The sequence below is a fragment of the Massilia sp. CFBP9026 genome (genome assembly GCF_034045165.1).
Taxonomy (GTDB): domain Bacteria; phylum Pseudomonadota; class Gammaproteobacteria; order Burkholderiales; family Burkholderiaceae_D; genus Telluria; species Telluria arenae.
Genome location: NZ_JAXCWH010000006.1, coordinates 75,705 through 93,176, shown reverse-complemented (window position 1 = coordinate 93,176; position 17,472 = coordinate 75,705). Strand labels below are relative to the sequence as shown.

Below are 17,472 nucleotides of genomic sequence, written 5' to 3'. Positions count from 1 at the left end.
ACGGATGGTGCGGCGCTCCAGCCGATGTGCGGCTGGAGCGAGATGAACCCGGATTTCAGCCGAAATCCAGCCCCATCCGCTGCGCCACCGTGTGCATGTCCTTGTCGCCGCGGCCCGACAGGTTGACCAGGATGATCTTGTCCTTCGGCAGGGTCGCCGCCAGCTTCACGCCATAGGCGATCGCATGCGACGATTCCAGCGCCGGGATGATCCCTTCGATGCGGCAGCAGTCGTGGAAGGTCTGCAGCGCTTCTTCATCGGTGATCGAAACATACTGCGCGCGCGCCGAATCCTTCAACCAGGCGTGTTCCGGACCGACGCCCGGATAATCCAGGCCGGCCGACACCGAATGCGTCTCGATGATCTGCCCATTCTCGTCCTGCAGCAGATACGTGCGGTTGCCGTGCAGGACGCCCGGGATGCCGGCCGTCAGCGAGGCCGCGTGCTTGCCCGAATCGAGCCCCTCGCCCGCCGCCTCGACGCCGATCAGCTGCACGCCCGGCTCGCCGATATACGGGTAAAAAATGCCCATCGCGTTCGAGCCGCCGCCGATGCAGGCGACCACGTAGTCCGGCTGGCGTCCCGCCATGGCCGGCATCTGCACGCGGCATTCCTCGCCGATCACCGACTGGAAGTCGCGCACCATCATCGGATACGGGTGCGGGCCCGCCACCGTGCCGATGATGTAGAAGGTGTTTTCGATATTCGTGACCCAGTCGCGCATCGCCTCGTTGAGCGCGTCCTTCAGGGTCTTGGAGCCCGATTCCACCGGCACCACGGTCGCGCCCAGCAGCTTCATGCGGTACACGTTCTGCGCCTGGCGCTTGACGTCCTCGGCGCCCATGTACACCACGCACTCCAGGCCGAAGCGCGCGCAGATGGTGGCGGTGGCCACGCCGTGCTGGCCGGCGCCGGTTTCGGCGATGATGCGCTGCTTGCCCATGCGCCGCGCCAGCAGGGCCTGGCCGATCACGTTATTGATCTTGTGCGCGCCGGTGTGGTTCAGGTCTTCGCGCTTGAAATAGACTTGGGCGCCGCCGGCCAGTTCCGACCAGCGCCGCGCGTGGTACACCGGCGATGGACGGCCGACGAAGTGGGCCAGCTCGTAGCGGAATTCCTCGAGAAATTCAGGGTCCTGCACATACTTCGCATAGGCTTCGTTCAGCTCGGCCAGCGCGTGCGACAGGGTTTCGGCGACGAAGCTGCCGCCGTAGGGGCCGAAGTGCCCGACCGCGTCAGGCAGGGCGTAATCCGGGGTCTTGAACAACGGCGCAGCGCCAGGCTGGCCGTTAGGGGTGAGAACTTTCGTGGTCATGGTGCGACTCGCTATCGATGGTGGCATCGGCTGCCCGCACCGCCGCGACAAAGGCGGCGATCTTGCGGGCGTCCTTGATCCCCTTCGCTTCCTCGACACCACTGCTGATGTCGACGGCGAAGGGACGAACACGTGCGGTCGCCTCAAGGACGTTGTGTACGCTCAACCCACCACTCAAAACGACCCGAGGCGCGAGCTCTTTTGGAATTAGAGACCAATCGAAGACCTTTCCTGCGCCGCCGTAAGCATCTACCCATGTGTCGAGCAACAGGCCCGAGAACCACGGACTGGCGGCGCGGTATGCAGATTCACATTCTAGCAAAGCCACAGGCGGCGTGTCAGGCTTGATGCGATAGGCGCGCACGAAAGGCCGCTGGACGGCAGCCGCGATGGCCGCGCACTCCTCTGCCGTTTCGTCGCCATGAAACTGGATCAGCCCCAGCGGCATGCTGCTTGCCACCGCACGCACCTCGTCCAGCGTCGGGTTCACGAACAGCGCCACGCCGCTCACGAACGGTGGCAGGAGCGCGCACAGCTCGGCCGCACGCTCCGGCGTGACGTAGCGCGGGCTCTTCGGATAGAACACGAAGCCGAGCGCGTCGGCGCCCTGCTCGACCGCCGCGCGCAGGTCTTGTTCGCGGGTGATGCCGCAGATCTTGATACGGGTGCGTCGCATGGCTAGTCCTGGAAATCGATCACAGCCACGGCAGGGGCGCACTGGCCTCCTGCGGCAGCTTCCACTTCGGATCGTACTCGATCCTGGCGAAATACAGGCCGTCCGGCATGAAGGTCGGCGCGGCGACGTCGCGCGAACGGGCTTCGAGCACCTCGCGCATCCAGTCCGGCTCATTGCGTCCGGTGCCGATGTACACCAGCGAGCCAACGATATTGCGCACCATATGGTGCAGGAAGGCGCTGGCGCGCAGCGTGAACACGATGATGTCGCCATGGCGCGCGATGCTCAGCTCGTGCATCTCCTTCACCGGCGTATTGGCCTGGCAGCTGCTGGCGCGGAAGCTCGAAAAATCGTGGGTGCCGATCAGGTGCCGCGCGCCCTCTTGCATGCGCTCGACGTCGAGCGGACGGAACACCCACCCGGCCCGCTTGGCCAGCAGCGCCGAGGGATTCGGATGGTTGTAGAGCACATAGTGATAGGTGCGCGAACGGGCCGAGAAGCGGGCGTGGAATTCCTGCTCACCCTCTTCTGCGTCGACTGCGGCGGCCCAGCGCACCACGATCGACTCGGGCAGGAAGGCATTCACGCCACGCACCCAGGACTGGACCGGGCGATTCAGGTCGGTATCGAAATGGATGACCTGCTCGATGGCGTGCACGCCGGCGTCGGTACGGCCGGCGCACGTCGTGCTCAGAGGGACGCAGGCGAACTTCTCCAGCGCGATTTCGAGACGGTCCTGGACGGTGTTTCGTTCCGGCTGTTTCTGGTAGCCGTTCCAACCGGTGCCGATGTACTGGACACCCAAAGCGATACGGGTCACGCCAGCAGTTCCCTCATCGCGCTGGCCTTGCCGACCTGCTCGCTATTACCGCCCTTGATGACTTCGTCCAGCAGCTCGCGCGCGCCTTCCTTGTCGCCGATCTCCTGGTAGGCGATGGCGAGATCGAGCTTGGTCTCCATCTCCATGTGCTCGGGCGACATCTGGCCCGGCGCCTCGGCGGTCGCGCCGACCGCATCAAGTGGCTGCGCGGTAGCTGGCTCGGATGGCGGCAGGTCGAGGTCGAAGTCGGCCAGGTCGAACGATGGCGCGGCCTTGTCGTCGGCTGGCGCCGCATTGGGTTCGAAGGCCTCCCGTGCCGACACTTCCTGCGGCGCCGGCACCGGGGCCGGGGTCTCGGGCAAGTCGAAGGCGTCGAACGGATCGTCCACGCGCGCACCGAAGTCCTTCGGCTCGGCGCCGCCAGCCGCACGCGGCTCGTCCGGCGTGCCGAAGTCCATGCTGTCCAGGTCGAACAGCGGATCTTCCGATGCACTTGCCGCGGCGGCAGGACGCGCAGGCGTCTCGTCGAACGCCGGCGTCACAGGCGTGGTGGGCGCGGAGAAATCCATCGCATCGAGATCGTGCAGCGGATCGGCCTGCGCCACGGTCGGCTGCGGGGTGCTGCCCGGCAGCGGCGGCAAGCCCTCGAAGTCCTTGGCCAGGCCGGCCATGTCGACCGGAGTCGCCTGCACTTGTGCCTGCGGCGACAGATCGAGCGTGAAGTCGTCGTCATCATCGACCGTGGCCGTGCTCGCCGCCGGCTGGGCGGTCGCCGGGGTATCGAAGTCCATATCGAAATCGAGGTCGTTGGCGTCCGCCGTGGCTTTGCCCTGCTCTGCCGCCGGCGCGCTGCCTGGCGGCGCGAACGGCGCCATGTCGAATTCCAGGTCCGGTACGGCGGTCGCATCCGGGTCAGGCCGGCCAGCCGCAGGCGGCGCCGTGTCGGTATTCGTCACCGGCTCGAACGTCAGGCCGCCGAGGTCAAAGTCGAGCGTGTTGTCGTCGTTGCGCGCAGCTGGCGCAGGCTCGGCCTGCGGCGCGGCCGTGCGGTCCTCGTCGTCCTTGGCCAGGGCCACCGCGGCAGTGCCGGCCGCAACGCCGGCTGCCGCGCCGGCCGCCGTACCCGCGCCCATCGACGGACCGCCACGGAAGGCGTCCTCGAACTGCTGCGACAGGATCGCCTGCTGGTTGCGTTCCTGCGGCGACGGCGCCGGGGTCGATGCCGGGGCGGAGTTCGCATACAGCGAATTGGTCGGGTCCAGGCTCAAGCCCAGCGCCGCGGCCTGGGCCCACTCGTCGCCCTGGCCGCCGGTGAAGGCATGCAGCTCGCGCGCCTGGGCTTCGAAGGCGCGCACGTCCTTGCGGGTGGCGTAGATCTCGAGCAGCTTGAGGCGCACAGGATGGCGTTCCGGATGGACGCGCAACGCTTCCTTCAGGATTTCCTCGGCCTGGGCGTCGCGGCCATAGGCGATATAGACGTCGGCTTCGGCGACCGGATCGACCTCGTTGGTGTCGAGCTGGCTGGCCGATGGCGCGAAGCTGGAGTTGAACACGCTGTTATTCGTGTCCACGCTCTGGCCGCCGGTTTCGGCGAACAGCGAGTGGGCGCTGGCGCCGGGCACGCCCAGCACCGACGGCTCGGCCGGCACGGGATTGACCGCTTGCGCATTGCGCTTGCGGCGCTGGGAGATGCCCAGCGCGGCCAGCAGCAGCACCAGCGCGCCGGCGCCGATGTAGAGCATATTGTCCAGGATGGTATCGACCAGGCTTTTCTCCGGCGGCGGGGCCGGCCTTGCCGGACGCGGGCGCGGCGCGGGCTTGGCCACCGGATTCTCGGCGGCGGCCGTGGCAGCAGCGGTAGCAGCAGCTGCGGCAGCGGCCTGCTCGGCTTCGGCGCCTGCGCGGCTCGGCACCGTCATCAGGTTTTCGAGTTCATTGACGTTGCGTTCGAGCTCCTTCACGCGCGCCTCGGCCTGCGCCAGTTCGCGCTCCTTGGCCACCGTGTCCTCGACGCTGGCGGTGCCGTCGGCCGGCGCACCGGCCGCGCCGGGCGTGGCCTTGGACAGCTGCAGCTTGTCCTGCGCTTCGCTGACGGCGGTCGGCTGCTGCTCGACGCGGGCGGTGACGCGGCCGCTGGCGCTCTGGCCACCCTGCGGCGCGGCGCTCGGCGCGCTGCTGGCGACCTGGCCGGCCAGCTTGTTGCGGTAGGCGTCGAAGTCGGCCGCATGGGCCACGACCACGCCGCGCGCCTCGCCCTGGCCGGTGCCGCCGCGCACCGAATCGGCATCCGGGATGCTCAGGATCTGGCCCGACTTCAGGCGGTTCATATTGTTGCCGATGAAGGCGTCGGGATTCGCGCGGTACAGCGCAACCAGCATCATGTCGAGCGAGATGTCGGACGGCTTGACGTCGAGCGCGATCGCGCTGAGCGTATCGCCGCGGCGCACGCGGTAGCTGTCCTGCGCTTCGCGCGCCTGGGCCTCGCGCGCCTGGCGTTCGGCGCCGCGACGGGCGGCGGCAATCCTTGCTTCACTCGGTGCTTCACTCGGCGCGGCAGCCGCAGGAGCCGGGCGCGATGCAGCGCTCGGCGCGGCCTGGCGGGCTTGCGGCGCCGCCGCCACCTGGGCCGGCTGGGTCGTACGCAGCTCGGCCGGGTCGAGCAGGAAGGTGTATTCGCGCACCAGGCGGCCGTTATTCCAGGTCAGCTCCAGCAGCATGTCGACGAAGGGCTCGTTGAGCGGCTGGGTCGAGCTGACCCGGATCACCTGGCGCCCGGCCCGCTCGTCGACCGCGAAGCGCAGCGACAGCAGGGCCGGGTTGAATTCGATGTTCGCGGCGCGGAAGGCTTCGGGCGAAGCCAGCTTGACCGCCATGCTTGCCGGGTCTTCGCCGGCGCCTGCCGTCAGCTCGATCTCGGCGCGCAGTGGCTGGCCAAGCGCCGACAGCACCGTCAATTTCCCCAACCCGGCTGCGTTGGCGGCGGAAGTCAGGAACACTGCACTGGCCACGGCGGCGGTGATCGATTTCAGCGCGGTTGCCACGAGCGGAGATTGGTGCGAAGAATGCATAGTTAGCAGCGAAATGAGTTGGCCGAGGGAAAGGCGGTTTCCCGGAGTCTCAACATAACATCATGCTCTGGAGCACGCAAGGTCTCGACGCACCCGGACGACGGGAGTATGCACCTTCTTCAAAGCGAATGCCCCGTAGACGGGGCATTCATTATGCGGACTGCATGTCAGTTGCCAGTGAGGCAACAGATCGGATTAGCGCTCGAGCACGATGCGCAGCATGCGGCGCAGCGGTTCGGCCGCGCCCCACAGCAGCTGGTCGCCGACCGTGAAGGCCGACAGGTAATCGTCGCCCATCGACATCTTGCGCAGGCGGCCGACCGGGATGCCCAGGCCGCCAGTGACGGCTGCCGGCGACAGGTCCCGCATCGACGCTTCGCGGGTGTTCGGCACCACCTTCACCCACTGGTTGTGTTTGGCGATGATGTCGTTGATCTCGTCCAGCGGCACATCGCGGGTGAGCTTGATGGTCAGCGCCTGCGAGTGGCAACGCATGGCGCCGATGCGCACGCACAGGCCGTCCACTGGAATGGCTTTGCTGTCGAAGCCCGCGCCGCGGCCCAGGATCTTGTTGGTCTCGGCGCCGGCCTTCCACTCTTCTTTCGACTGGCCGTTGCCCAGGTCCTTGTCGATCCACGGGATCAGGTTACCGGCCAGCGGCACGCCGAACTGCTTCGTTTCGTCGCTTGATAAGCCATGCTGGGTCGCCAGCACGGTGCGGTCGATCTCGAGGATGGCCGATGCCGGATCGTCGAGCAGCGATTTCACCGAGTTGTTGATGGTGCCGAACTGGGTCAGCAGTTCGCGCATGTGCTGGGCGCCGCCGCCCGATGCCGCCTGGTAGGTCATGGAGGTCATCCACTCGACCAGGCCGGCTTCGAACAGGCCGCCCAGGCCGATCAGCATGCAGGACACGGTGCAGTTGCCGCCGATGTAGTTTTTCACGCCTTTCGACAGCGCGGCGTCGATCACCGAACGGTTGACCGGGTCGAGCACGATGACGGCGTCATCGTTCATGCGCAGGGTCGACGCGGCGTCGATCCAGTAGCCGTTCCAGCCGGCCGCGCGCAGTTGCGGGAACACCTCGCTCGTGTAGTCGCCGCCCTGGCAGGAGATGATGATCTCGCATTTCGACAGTTCGGTAACATCTAGCGCGCTTTTCAGGATGGTTTCGTTCTTCGCCATCGAAGGCGCGGCGCCGCCCGGATTCGAGGTGGTGAAGAACACCGGCTCGATGTGGTCGAAATCGCCTTCCTCTTGCATGCGCTGCATGAGGACCGAGCCGACCATGCCGCGCCAACCTACCAGACCAACTAATTTCATCATCTTCTCTCAGGGTTAACTAAACGTTATGCGAGCGCCGCGACCACCGCGTTGCCCATCTCTTCGGTGCCCACCTTGGTGGACCCTGCTTCGTGGATATCCGGCGTGCGCAGCCCTTGCGCCAGCACGCGCTTAACGGCGTTCTCGATGCGGTCCGCCTGTTCGGTCAGGCCGAGCGAGAAGCGCAGCATCATCGCCGCCGACAGGATGGTCGCCAATGGATTGGCCACGCCCTGCCCCGCGATGTCGGGCGCCGAACCGTGCGACGGTTCGTACAGGCCTTTATTGTTGGCGTCGAGCGAGGCAGACGGCAGCATGCCGATCGAACCGGTGAGCATCGCGGCGGCATCCGACAGGATATCGCCGAACATATTACCAGTAACGATCACGTCGAACTTCTTCGGCGCCCGCACCAGCTGCATGGCCGCGTTATCGACATACATGTGTTCGAGTGCGACGTCCTGGTATTCCTTGTGCACGTCGGTGACGATGTCGCGCCAGAACTGGAAGGTTTCCAGCACGTTCGCCTTGTCGACGCTGGTCACGCGCTTGTCGCGCTTGCGTGCCGCCTGGAAGGCGACGTGGGCGATGCGGCGGATCTCGCCTTCGGCATAGCGCATGGTGTCGAAGCCTTCGCGCTGGCCCTTGAACGGGCCATCCGGGCATTCGCGCACGCCGCGCGGCTTGCCGAAATAAATGTCGCCCGTCAGTTCACGGATGATCAGGATGTCCAGGCCCGAGACCACTTCGGGCTTGAGCGTCGAGGCGCCGGCCAGTTCCGGGTACAGGATCGCCGGGCGCAGGTTGGCGAACAGGTTCAGCTCGCGGCGCAGGCCGAGGATGGCCTGTTCCGGACGCAGCGCGCGCTCGAGCGTGTCGTACTTGTAGTCGCCGACGGCGCCGAACAGCACCGCATCGGCTTCCTTCGCCAGTTTCAGGGTCCCTTCCGGCAGCGGATGGCCGTGGGCCGCATAGCCGGCGCCGCCGACTTCCGCGCTTTCCATCTCGAACGATTCGCCGAGGGCGTTCAATACCTTCACTGCTTGCGCGGTGATCTCCGGGCCGATGCCGTCACCCGGCAGGATCGCGATCTTCATTCAGCTGCTTTCTATGTTCAGATGGTGTTGGCGAGCCACGGCTGGGCCGCGACGTGGCGTTGCTCGAAGGCGCGGATTTCGTCCGCGTGGCGCAGGGTCAGGCCGATGTCGTCCAGGCCGTTCAGCAGGCAGTATTTGCGGAAATCGTCGATCTCGAAGCCGTACGACAGGCTGCCGTCCTGGGTCCCGATGCGCTTGTTCTCGAGGTCGATCACGAGCTGGAAGCCCGGGTTGGCTTCGACCGCCTGGAACAGGGTCTCGACTTCTTCTTCGGACAGCGCGATCGGCAACAGGCCGATCTTGAAGCAGTTGTTGAAGAAGATGTCGGCGAAGCTCGGCGCGACCACGGCGCGGAAGCCATACTGCTGCAGCGCCCACGGTGCGTGCTCGCGCGAGGAGCCGCAGCCGAAGTTCTTGCGAGTGAGCAGGATCGAGGCGCCGGCATAGCGCGGCTGGTTCAGCACGAAGTCCGGATTGAGCGGACGCGTGCTGCAATCCTGGCCCGGCTCGCCGTGGTCCAGGTAGCGCCACTCGTCGAACAGGTTCGGGCCGAAGCCGGTGCGGCGGATCGATTTCAGGAACTGCTTCGGGATGATGGCGTCGGTGTCGACGTTGTTGCGGTCGAGCGGCGCCACCAGGCCCTGGTGTACGGTAAATTTATCCATGTTTCCCTCATCCCCGCTCCGCGGGGACCAATCAACGTCATCCCCGCGCAGGCGGGGACCCAAGTTCCTTTATTTACCGCCGGCGCTGGTGACGACCTGCCCCACTTTCGACACATCGCGGCCAATGCCCGAGATGGTGTTGCAGCCGGCCAGCAGAACGGTGATGAGGGACAGTGCGAGTGCTTTTTTCATGATCTTCCTGTTACCTAATATACGGTCGTGTCCTGTTAACGCATCAGAGCGCGCGTACGTCGACAAAGCGGCCCGCGATCCCCGCCGCCGCCGCCATCGCCGGCGACACCAGGTGGGTGCGTCCGCCCTGGCCCTGGCGGCCTTCGAAGTTGCGGTTCGAGGTCGAGGCGCAGCGCTCGCCCGGCTCCAGCCGGTCGGCATTCATCGCCAGGCACATCGAGCAGCCCGGCTCGCGCCATTCGAAGCCGGCATCGACGAAGATGCGGTCCAGCCCTTCGCGCTCGGCCTGTTCCTTGACCAGGCCCGAACCCGGCACCACCATGGCCAGCTTGACGTTGGCGGCGCGATGCCGTCCGCGCACCACCTCGGCGGCGGCGCGCAGGTCTTCGATGCGCGAATTGGTGCACGAACCGATGAACACCTTGTCGATGGCGATTTCATCGATCGGGGTATTCGGCGCCAGGTCCATATAGGCCAGCGCCTTTTCGATCGCGCCGCGGCGCACCGGATCGAGCTCGTTTTGCGGATCGGGCACGCGGCCGTCGATCGCGGTGACCATCTCGGGCGAGGTACCCCAGGTGACCTGCGGCTGTATGTCTTTCGCGTCCAGTTCGACCACGGTATCGAAGGCTGCGCCGTCATCCGTGTGCAGGGTGCGCCAGTAGGCGACGGCCTGTTCCCACTGCGCGCCCTTGGGCGACAGCGGACGATCCTTGACGTAGGCGATCGTGGTGTCGTCGACGGCCACCATGCCGGCGCGCGCGCCCGCTTCGATCGCCATATTACAGACCGTCATGCGGCCTTCCATCGACAGCGCGCGGATGGTCGAACCGCCGAATTCGATGGCGTAACCGGTGCCGCCGGCGGTGCCGATCCGGCCGATCACGGCCAGCACGATGTCCTTGGCGGTCACGCCGGGGTTCAGCGCGCCCTCGACCTTGACCAGCATCGATTTCGATTTCTTGGCCAGCAGGGTTTGCGTGGCCAGCACGTGCTCGACTTCCGAGGTGCCGATGCCGTGCGCCAGGCAGCCGAAGGCGCCGTGGGTCGAGGTATGCGAATCGCCGCAGACGACGGTCATGCCCGGCAGGGTCGCGCCCTGCTCGGGCCCGATCACGTGCACGATGCCCTGGCGCTTGTCGTTCATGTCGAAATAGGTCAGGCCGAAGGCCTTGGTGTTGGCGTCGAGCGTCTCGACCTGCAGGCGCGAGGTCGGGTCGGCGATGCCTTGCGCGCGGTCGGTGGTCGGCACGTTGTGGTCGGCCACGGCCAGGTTCGCGGACACGCGCCATAGTCCACGGCCCGCCTCGCGCAGGCCATCGAAGGCTTGCGGGCTGGTGACTTCGTGCACCAGGTGGCGGTCGATATAGAGGACTGTGGTGCCATCGGCGTCGGCACGCACGACATGGGAATCCCAGAGTTTGTCGTAGAGCGTTTTTTGCATGGTCGATCCAGTGTTGCGGTGAGATGGTGCACGGTCTGTCGAGACCGGGTTTTCGATTATGCCATAATTGTGCAGTGCCGCACCAAGCCGGGGCGGCGCATGTTTATGCCAACGACCTTACCACGCAGCAAATAATATTTGCAAGGGGTTTGCTGGATGCAAATAAAAAAAGCCTGTGTCGAGGACACAGGCTTTTGTGTGGCTTTCGAGTGGATGCCGGATCGTTCCGGTTGATGTTGCGGCAAACGATCGACACGTGGACGGCGGAGCCGTCCAGTCTACCCGCGTCAGGCTGCAAGCCTGACGCTGCTCCTGCATCCATCCATCAGGAACGACAGGCCAACCACCAGCACCAGCTCGCCCTCGGCCGAGCGCGCGGTGCCGGTGATGCCTTCGACCGTCAGCGCGGTCATCGGCTTGATCACCAGGTCGGCCGTGCCGTCCACCGCTTCCATCGCCAGGATGTAAGGCTGCGGCGCGTTGATGACGATGCCGACCTTCTCCGAAGCAGCCTCGTAGCCCAGCGCCAGCGCCAGCGAGCGCACCGGCAGCGGACGGCCCTGGTCTTTCAGCACCGGGGCGCCGCCGACGCAGGCGAAATCGTCCGGCAGCTCGACCACGCGCTCGACGACGGCCATCGGCAGCGCCAGTTGCGCGCCCGAGGTCGATACCAGCATGGTCGGCACGATCGACAGCTCGATCGGCAGGCGGATCGCGAAGCGCGTGCCCTTGCCCAGTTGGCTTTCGATCCGAATTGCGCCGCGGTTCTTCTCGACCGCCGTTTTCACCACGTCCATGCCGACGCCGCGGCCCGACACCGAGGAAGCGACTTCCTTGGTCGAGAAGCCGGGCAGGAACACCAGCTGATAGGCGTCTTCATCGCTCTGGGCGCCGTTCTCGCCGATCAGGCCCTTGTCGACCGCCTTCTTGCGCAGGACTACCGGGTCCATGCCCTTGCCGTCGTCCTGCAGCACGATCATGACGCTGTTCGCTTCCTGCCAGGCTTTCAGCAGGATGTACGCCTTGGCCGGCTTGCCGGCGGCGACGCGCGCTTCGGGCGCCTCGATACCGTGGTCCAGGGCGTTCCTCAGCATGTGCACCAGCGGATCGTACAGGCTGTCCACCACCACGCGGTCGACTTCGGTCTCGGCGCCTTCGATGGTCAGCTCGACGTCCTTGCCGAGGTCTTTCGCCAGCTCGCGCACCAGGCGCGGGAATTTCTGGAACAGGCGGCCCACCGGCTGCATGCGGGTCGCGAGCGTGGCGCGCTGCAGTTCGGCCGAGTAGCGCGAAGCGCGCTCCAGGGTCTCGGTGAGCGTGGCGATCAGCACCGCGGCCTGGCCTTCGAACTTGAACTGCTGCAGGCGTTCCAGCAGCACCGCGGCCTGGTTGGCGGCCTGCACCGATTCGCCGGCCACTTCGAGCAGCGCGTCGAGCTTGACGGCGTCGATACGGATGCTTTCGTCCTTGGCCGGTGCGGCAGCGGCGGGCTTGTTGTCGTTGCGGCGCTCGACGCCGTCCCAGTTCTTTCCGCCAGCGGCAGGTGCAGCGGCAGCCGGCGCAGGCGCGGCAGCCGGTGCGGGCGCCGCAGCCACGGCCGCGACCGGCGCAGCGGCAACATCGGCGTTGGCGCCGATGGCGTTCGCCGCCGGCACCACGGCGTTGTACATGCCGGTCCAATCGAGGCCATCGGCATCGGCCGCAGCCGGGGCCGCAACCACGGCCGGTGCGGTCGTCACGACCGGGGCGGGAGCGGCCGGCGCGGCGGCGGCAGGCGCCGGCGCATTGTCCTTGCCTTCGATCGCGTCCATCAGGATGCGCTCGAGGTCGCCCGGCATCTGCGCCAGGCCTTCCGGCGGCGTGCCGTTGTTCAGGTCACCGAGCTGGTCGGCCACGAAGCCGGACGCCTGCAGCGCCGCCTCGATCGCGAGCGGCGTGACCGGCGCGGCGCCGGTGCGCAGCGCATCGAACAGGTTTTCCGTCAGGTGGCAGGCCGCCACCAGCGCGGGCAGGCCCATGAAACCGGCGCCGCCCTTGATCGTGTGGAACGACCGGAACACCGCATTGAGCGTTTCCTTGTTATCGGGGTCGCGTTCGAGGCGCAGCAGGTGCTCTTCTACGTTTACCGCCAGATCCATCGCCTCGACGACGAAATCCTTCAGCATATCGTCCATTAGAATCCCAGATCGGCAAGAAGATCGTCAACATTGTCCTGGTTCAGCGCCGCATCCGGCACCGATGGGCCCTGCATCAATTGCACGGGCGCAGGCTGCTCCTGTTCTTTCTTGGCCAGCTTTTCCTTGACGTCAGGCGGCGCGTTGTCGCGCAGCAGCTGGGCCAGCTCGCTCTCGACGGTCTGCGTGATCTTGACGACTTTCTTGATCAGCTGGCCGGTGATGTCCTGGAAGTCCTGGGCCATCATGATCTCGAGCAGGCGTGCGCGCTCGGCTTCGGTCGCTTCATTGACGCGCGCCGCGAACTGGCGCGAATCGCCAGCCAGGGCCTTGAATTCGTCCAGGCTCATCCTGCCTTCGAACAGGTCGGCCCAGCGGGTTTCCATGTCCTTGGCCTGCTTTTGCAGCTGGTCTTGCGCCGGCATGCCCTCGTCCAGGGTGTTGAGCACCTTGTTGGCGGCCTGCTCGGTCAGCGTGGCGACGTATTCGAGGCGGTCCTGGGCGTCGACGATCTGCGACGAGGCCTCGGTCAGCGCCTTGTCGTAGCCGAGCTCGCGCAGCGAGTCGTGCAGCAGGCGGACGATGCCGCCCAGGCGTTCGAACATGCCGCCCTCGTGGCCTTCCTCGGCGTGGGCGGCTGCGGGCGCCGCCGGCGCGACATTCGCCACGACAGCGGTGGCAGCCACCGCGGCGGCCGCCGGAGCGGCGGTGGCGGATACCTGGTCGAACAAGGACTCCAGGTCGTCCTCGTCGTTGCTGGCGGCGGCCGGGGCCGGCTCGGTCGCTGCGGAGGGGCCGGGCGGTGCGCTGGTGCGCTGCGCCGCCACTTCCTCGAATAGTGCGTCGAAATCGTCAGCGGCGTCGGTCATAATCCCTGCTTCTCCATAATGTATAAATGAGCAATCAGCTCTGCAATCCGGGGGTTCTGCTGCGTCCACCAGGCCATCTCGGCCGGTTAAGTTTCGGTGGAGTAATTGAAGCGAGTGTAGCAGCGTGGTTGCCGTAGGTAAATCTCAGAGAGGGCAATGCAACAAAATGGACAAGGAAACTTAATTCCGCGACAATTAAAACCGGGTGTTCCTGATGCTTTTCATAAGCTCGGTGTTGTATTTTGTAATCGCAGGTCAGTTTTGAAGGGGTAGTGTCGCATCGCGGCAGGTTGCGTTCATTTGATAGAACTCAACTGTTTGCGTCTCAGAAATCGCCATCCTGCACTGAGTCGTCTGAATGTGCGTGGCCACGGAGGAGGAACCAAGCATGTACCGCAAGATCCTGATCACCACCGACGGTTCGGCCGTGTCGCAGCATACCGCCTGCGCCGGCGTCAAATTCGCGCAGCAGATGGGCGCCGAGGTGCTGGCCCTGTTCGTCGCCCCCGAGTACCAGTATCCCGTGTACGTCGAAATCATCCCGCCCGCCTACCCCAGCGAAGAGGAATACATCGCCCAGATGCGGCGCATGGGCGAGGAATACATGGGCAAGATCACCCGCTCCTGCGCCGGCGCCAATCTCCAGTACCAGTGCATGACGGCGTTTTCCGATTCTGCGGCGCTCAAGATCGTCGACGTCGCCGAGCAGGAAGGCTGCGACCTGATCTTCATGGGCTCGCACGGCCGCAGCGGCTGGAACCAGCTGCTGCTGGGCAGCGTCACCAACAAGGTGTTGTCGCACACGGCCAAGCCGGTGCTGGTGCACCGCCTGATCGCCGAACCGGCGGCTTCCTGACCCCGCCACTCACGCGCTCATGTATTTACAGTTACAATTGATTTTTGCTGATCCAGGGTAGGAAACCGCTTCAGGTTCAAGGAATCGATAATGGTAAGAATCGTCATCGCCGATGACCACACAATCATGCGCGAGGGCCTCAAGCGCATCCTGGACGGCGCCGAGGAAGTCGACATCGTGGGCGAAGCCACCAATGGCTTCGAAGTCTTGTCGCTGGTACGCCAGGGCGGCTTCGACCTGCTGCTGCTCGACCTGTCCATGCCCGGCCGCAGCGGCGTCGACCTGATCCGGCAGGTGCGCAGCGAGGCGCCCAAGCTGGCCATCCTGATCCTCACCATGCACGAGGAAGAGCAGTACGCGGTGCGCGCGATCCGGGCCGGCGCCCAGGGCTATCTGACCAAGGAAAGCGCGGGCACGCAGCTGGTGGGGGCGATCCGCAAGGTGGCTTCGGGGCGTCCCTACATCAGCACCGAAGTGGCCGAACAACTGGCGCTGAACATCATGGCGCCAAGCGAACAATTGTTGCACAAGCAGCTGTCGGACCGCGAGTTCGAGGTGTTTTCGCATTTGGTCAGCGGCAAATCGATCACCGAGATCGCCAACGGCCTGCATCTGTCGGTGAAAACCGTCAGCACCCACAAGACCCGCATCATGCAGAAAATGGGCATGAGCTCGCTATCCGAGATGGTGCAGTATGCCGTTGCACACCGTCTGTTATCGCCGCTGAAGGCGTGATGTACTGATTTTCTTTGACCGCCGCGCGTGGTTTTCGTGCGGCGCACGCCCCATTTCCCTGGCTGGCGCCGCCAGCCCGTCACATCCCGCCTGTTTCCGTTCTGCCACCTTCCGCCATTCGGGCGGCGTTCTTGGTGGTAGGAGTTTTCCTACGACCGCACCATCTGTCCTACCTACATATTCAGGCAACGCTGATATTCGTGCCGGACTCGTGTTGGCATACTGAATTCAGCGTTTCGACTTGCTTGCGATCCAAGTCACGGCGTCAGCCATATAAAACCATGGCATGGCAGACGCGCTACCGCACGCTGCCGTGCCGCCGGGATCGCGTGAAACCTGAGTTCCCTTACCGGAGATGAGCATGCAGTCCCAGCCACCGTCAGATCAACGCAACGTTACCCAGCCTACCCTGCATTCCCCGATGGAAGCGGGACGGCAGCGCCAGGGCCGCCTCTGGTCCAACCTGAAAGAAGTGTGCGACCTGCTCCGTATTCCAGCCAGCGTGTCGGTGAGCTCCGAAGAATTGCTGTTCCAGCACGTGCAGTTCAAGACGGGCCAGCGCGTGCACACGATCGGCCAGGCCTTCGACACCCTGTACATCGTCAACTCGGGGTTCCTCAAGACGGTGCTGATCGACGAATTCGGCAACGAACAGGTGCTGAGCTTCCCCATGAAGGGCGATATGCTCGGCGTCGACGGCATCCACACCCGCCACTACGCCTCGGAGGCCGTGGCCCTGTCCGACTGCGACCTGATCCTGCTGCCGTTCAAGAAACTGACCGCACTGGGTCGCGTCCACAGCGAACTCGAGAACATGATGTATGGCGTGATGAGCCGCGAACTGGTGCGCGAGCAGACCATGATCGGCATGCTCGGCGCCCTGTCGGCCGAGGCGCGCGTGGCCCGCTTCCTGGTCTCGCTGGCCGACCGCTTTGCCGCGATGGGTTATTCCAGCAAGCTGTTCAACCTGCGCATGACGCGCCACGAGATCGGCAGCTACCTCGGCCTCACGCTCGAGACCGTCAGCCGTACCTTGTCGGCCTTCAACGAGATCGGCCTGATCACCGTCGACCAGCGCACCATCGGCATCAAGGATGCCGAAGCGCTCAAGACCCTGCGCCGCCTGCCGCCCTCGCGTTCGCGCACCAAGGGCGCCGCCAAGCAGAAGGCCGAACTCGACCAGCCTGGTGATGACCAGGTGCTGGCAACGGTTTGATCGTCAGCGTCACCATATTAGCTAGCCCAAAAACGTCGTTCCCGCGCAGGCGGGAACCTAAGTAAGCTGGCGTTATCGAAACGCTTACAAACTTAGGTGCCCGCCTGCGCGGGAACGACGTGCTATTGCTAGTGGCCGTTTTTGACTCCGTCACTATTCTTTGTCCAGCGACAACACCCCATCGTTCACACGCACCCGGTCGCCCTTGCGATATCCCGGATTGTTGTCATACTCGATCGCCTGGGTCGCTTCGGTCGTATCGAAGCGCACCGTCACCCGATACCGCTGCGCGGCCTGCACGTCGCTGGCCAGCGGCCGGGCGGCCCCGGTTGCCTCACGCACGATCTCGATCTTCTCTACGACCGCACAGCTGGTGCAATAACGGGCCACACGTGGACGCTCGGTCGTGCGCGGCGGTGGCGGCGGCGCGGCGCCCGGGGCCGCGCTGACGACACCGGCATCCTTCGACGCCAGTTGCCGCACCGACTCTTGCGACTGCGCCTGCGCTGCTGCGCCGCTCACCAGGCCGTCGCGCAGCACGGTGGTGGCGACCTGGCTGCCCAGCCGCATTTCGGCGGTCACCGGACTGCCTGGCTGGAAGCGGTCGTGGTTGCCGATCACATAGCTGCCGCTGTAACGGCCGGGGTCGGTTTCCTGCATCTGGACGCCACGGGTGGCGCCGTCGATGGTCACGTTCACCGTGGCGTTCCGGGTCCCATACACATGGAAGTGCAAGGCGGCGCCCTGCTCCAGGCGCGGCACTTTTTCGACGTGGAAGCCCTCGATGGCGGGCGTTACGGTGCGGCTCTGCGGCGCGGTCTGCGCCAGGGCCGTGCTGCTCGTCGCCAGCAGCATGCTGGCCGGCGCCAGGGCAGCCACCAGGGAACACATCAGGATGCGTTTTTTCATGGCAATCTCCCAATATCCTAGAATTTAGCGGGACGGCATGACACCGCCTTCGATCCAGGAAGACAGTACCCCGGCGAAAAAGCAAGGTCCGTACGCTTACGAACCAATGGCAG

General features: G+C 65.3%; 15 protein-coding genes. 3 read left to right on the top strand and 12 right to left on the bottom strand.

The features are described from left to right. Positions 1-55 precede the first annotated feature (55 nt). The 11 genes from trpB to SOM28_RS15780 all read right to left on the bottom strand — a co-directional run bounded on the left by trpB (position 56) and on the right by SOM28_RS15780 (position 13,643). Positions 56-1,315, bottom strand: a complete 1,260-nt coding sequence (gene trpB / locus SOM28_RS15830) for a tryptophan synthase subunit beta (protein ID WP_320468686.1) — start codon at positions 1,313-1,315, stop codon at positions 56-58. Beyond that, a complete protein-coding gene (locus SOM28_RS15825; RefSeq protein ID WP_320468685.1) occupies positions 1,290-1,991 on the bottom strand; it encodes a phosphoribosylanthranilate isomerase in 702 nt (233 codons plus the stop codon). Before SOM28_RS15825 ends, trpB begins: the two co-directional genes overlap by 26 nt. A gap of 19 nt (positions 1,992-2,010) precedes the next feature. Beyond that, on the bottom strand, positions 2,011-2,811 hold the full coding sequence (gene truA, locus SOM28_RS15820) for a tRNA pseudouridine(38-40) synthase TruA (RefSeq protein WP_320468684.1): 801 nt from the start codon (positions 2,809-2,811) through the stop codon (positions 2,011-2,013). Next, positions 2,808-5,852, bottom strand: a complete 3,045-nt coding sequence (locus SOM28_RS15815) for a motility hub landmark protein FimV (protein WP_320468683.1) — start codon at positions 5,850-5,852, stop codon at positions 2,808-2,810. Before SOM28_RS15815 ends, truA begins: the two co-directional genes overlap by 4 nt. Positions 5,853-6,074: 222 nt before the next feature. Next, entirely contained in the window at positions 6,075-7,202 is a 1,128-nt protein-coding gene (gene asd, locus SOM28_RS15810; protein WP_123070753.1) for an aspartate-semialdehyde dehydrogenase, read from the bottom strand. Positions 7,203-7,228: 26 nt separating this feature from the next. Further along, positions 7,229-8,299 carry a 3-isopropylmalate dehydrogenase gene (gene leuB, locus SOM28_RS15805; protein ID WP_123070749.1) on the bottom strand — a complete coding sequence of 357 codons (1,071 nt, stop codon included), beginning with the start codon at positions 8,297-8,299 and terminating at the stop codon, positions 7,229-7,231. 17 nt (positions 8,300-8,316) lie between these two features. Further along, a complete protein-coding gene (gene leuD / locus SOM28_RS15800; RefSeq protein WP_123070750.1) occupies positions 8,317-8,964 on the bottom strand; it encodes a 3-isopropylmalate dehydratase small subunit in 648 nt (215 codons plus the stop codon). Between the two features lie 69 nt (positions 8,965-9,033). Then, positions 9,034-9,156, bottom strand: coding sequence for an entericidin A/B family lipoprotein (locus SOM28_RS15795; protein WP_005662697.1), 123 nt, complete (start codon positions 9,154-9,156; stop codon positions 9,034-9,036). 43 nt (positions 9,157-9,199) lie between these two features. Continuing rightward, complete coding sequence (leuC, locus tag SOM28_RS15790; protein WP_123071394.1) at positions 9,200-10,600, bottom strand: 3-isopropylmalate dehydratase large subunit; 1,401 nt, start codon at positions 10,598-10,600, stop codon at positions 9,200-9,202. Between the two features lie 287 nt (positions 10,601-10,887). Continuing rightward, on the bottom strand, positions 10,888-12,774 hold the full coding sequence (locus tag SOM28_RS15785) for a chemotaxis protein CheA (protein ID WP_320468682.1): 1,887 nt from the start codon (positions 12,772-12,774) through the stop codon (positions 10,888-10,890). Then, positions 12,774-13,643: a protein phosphatase CheZ gene (locus SOM28_RS15780; RefSeq protein ID WP_123071396.1), complete on the bottom strand. Its 870-nt coding sequence runs from the start codon at positions 13,641-13,643 to the stop codon at positions 12,774-12,776. The genes SOM28_RS15785 and SOM28_RS15780 overlap by 1 nt, the downstream gene beginning before the upstream one ends. 388 nt (positions 13,644-14,031) lie before the next feature. Between SOM28_RS15780 and SOM28_RS15775 the strand changes: the two genes are divergently transcribed. The 3 genes from SOM28_RS15775 to SOM28_RS15765 all read left to right on the top strand — a co-directional run bounded on the left by SOM28_RS15775 (position 14,032) and on the right by SOM28_RS15765 (position 16,450). Next, entirely contained in the window at positions 14,032-14,499 is a 468-nt protein-coding gene (locus tag SOM28_RS15775; protein WP_123071397.1) for a universal stress protein, read from the top strand. A 90-nt stretch (positions 14,500-14,589) separates the two neighbouring features. Next, positions 14,590-15,234 carry a response regulator gene (locus SOM28_RS15770; protein WP_123071398.1) on the top strand — a complete coding sequence of 215 codons (645 nt, stop codon included), beginning with the start codon at positions 14,590-14,592 and terminating at the stop codon, positions 15,232-15,234. 421 nt (positions 15,235-15,655) lie between these two features. Continuing rightward, entirely contained in the window at positions 15,656-16,450 is a 795-nt protein-coding gene (locus SOM28_RS15765; RefSeq protein ID WP_123071399.1) for a Crp/Fnr family transcriptional regulator, read from the top strand. Positions 16,451-16,603: 153 nt separating this feature from the next. Here the strand turns inward: SOM28_RS15765 and SOM28_RS15760 are convergent, their stop codons facing one another. Next, positions 16,604-17,359: a hypothetical protein gene (locus SOM28_RS15760; RefSeq protein WP_320468681.1), complete on the bottom strand. Its 756-nt coding sequence runs from the start codon at positions 17,357-17,359 to the stop codon at positions 16,604-16,606. Between the last annotated feature and the right edge of the window lie 113 nt (positions 17,360-17,472).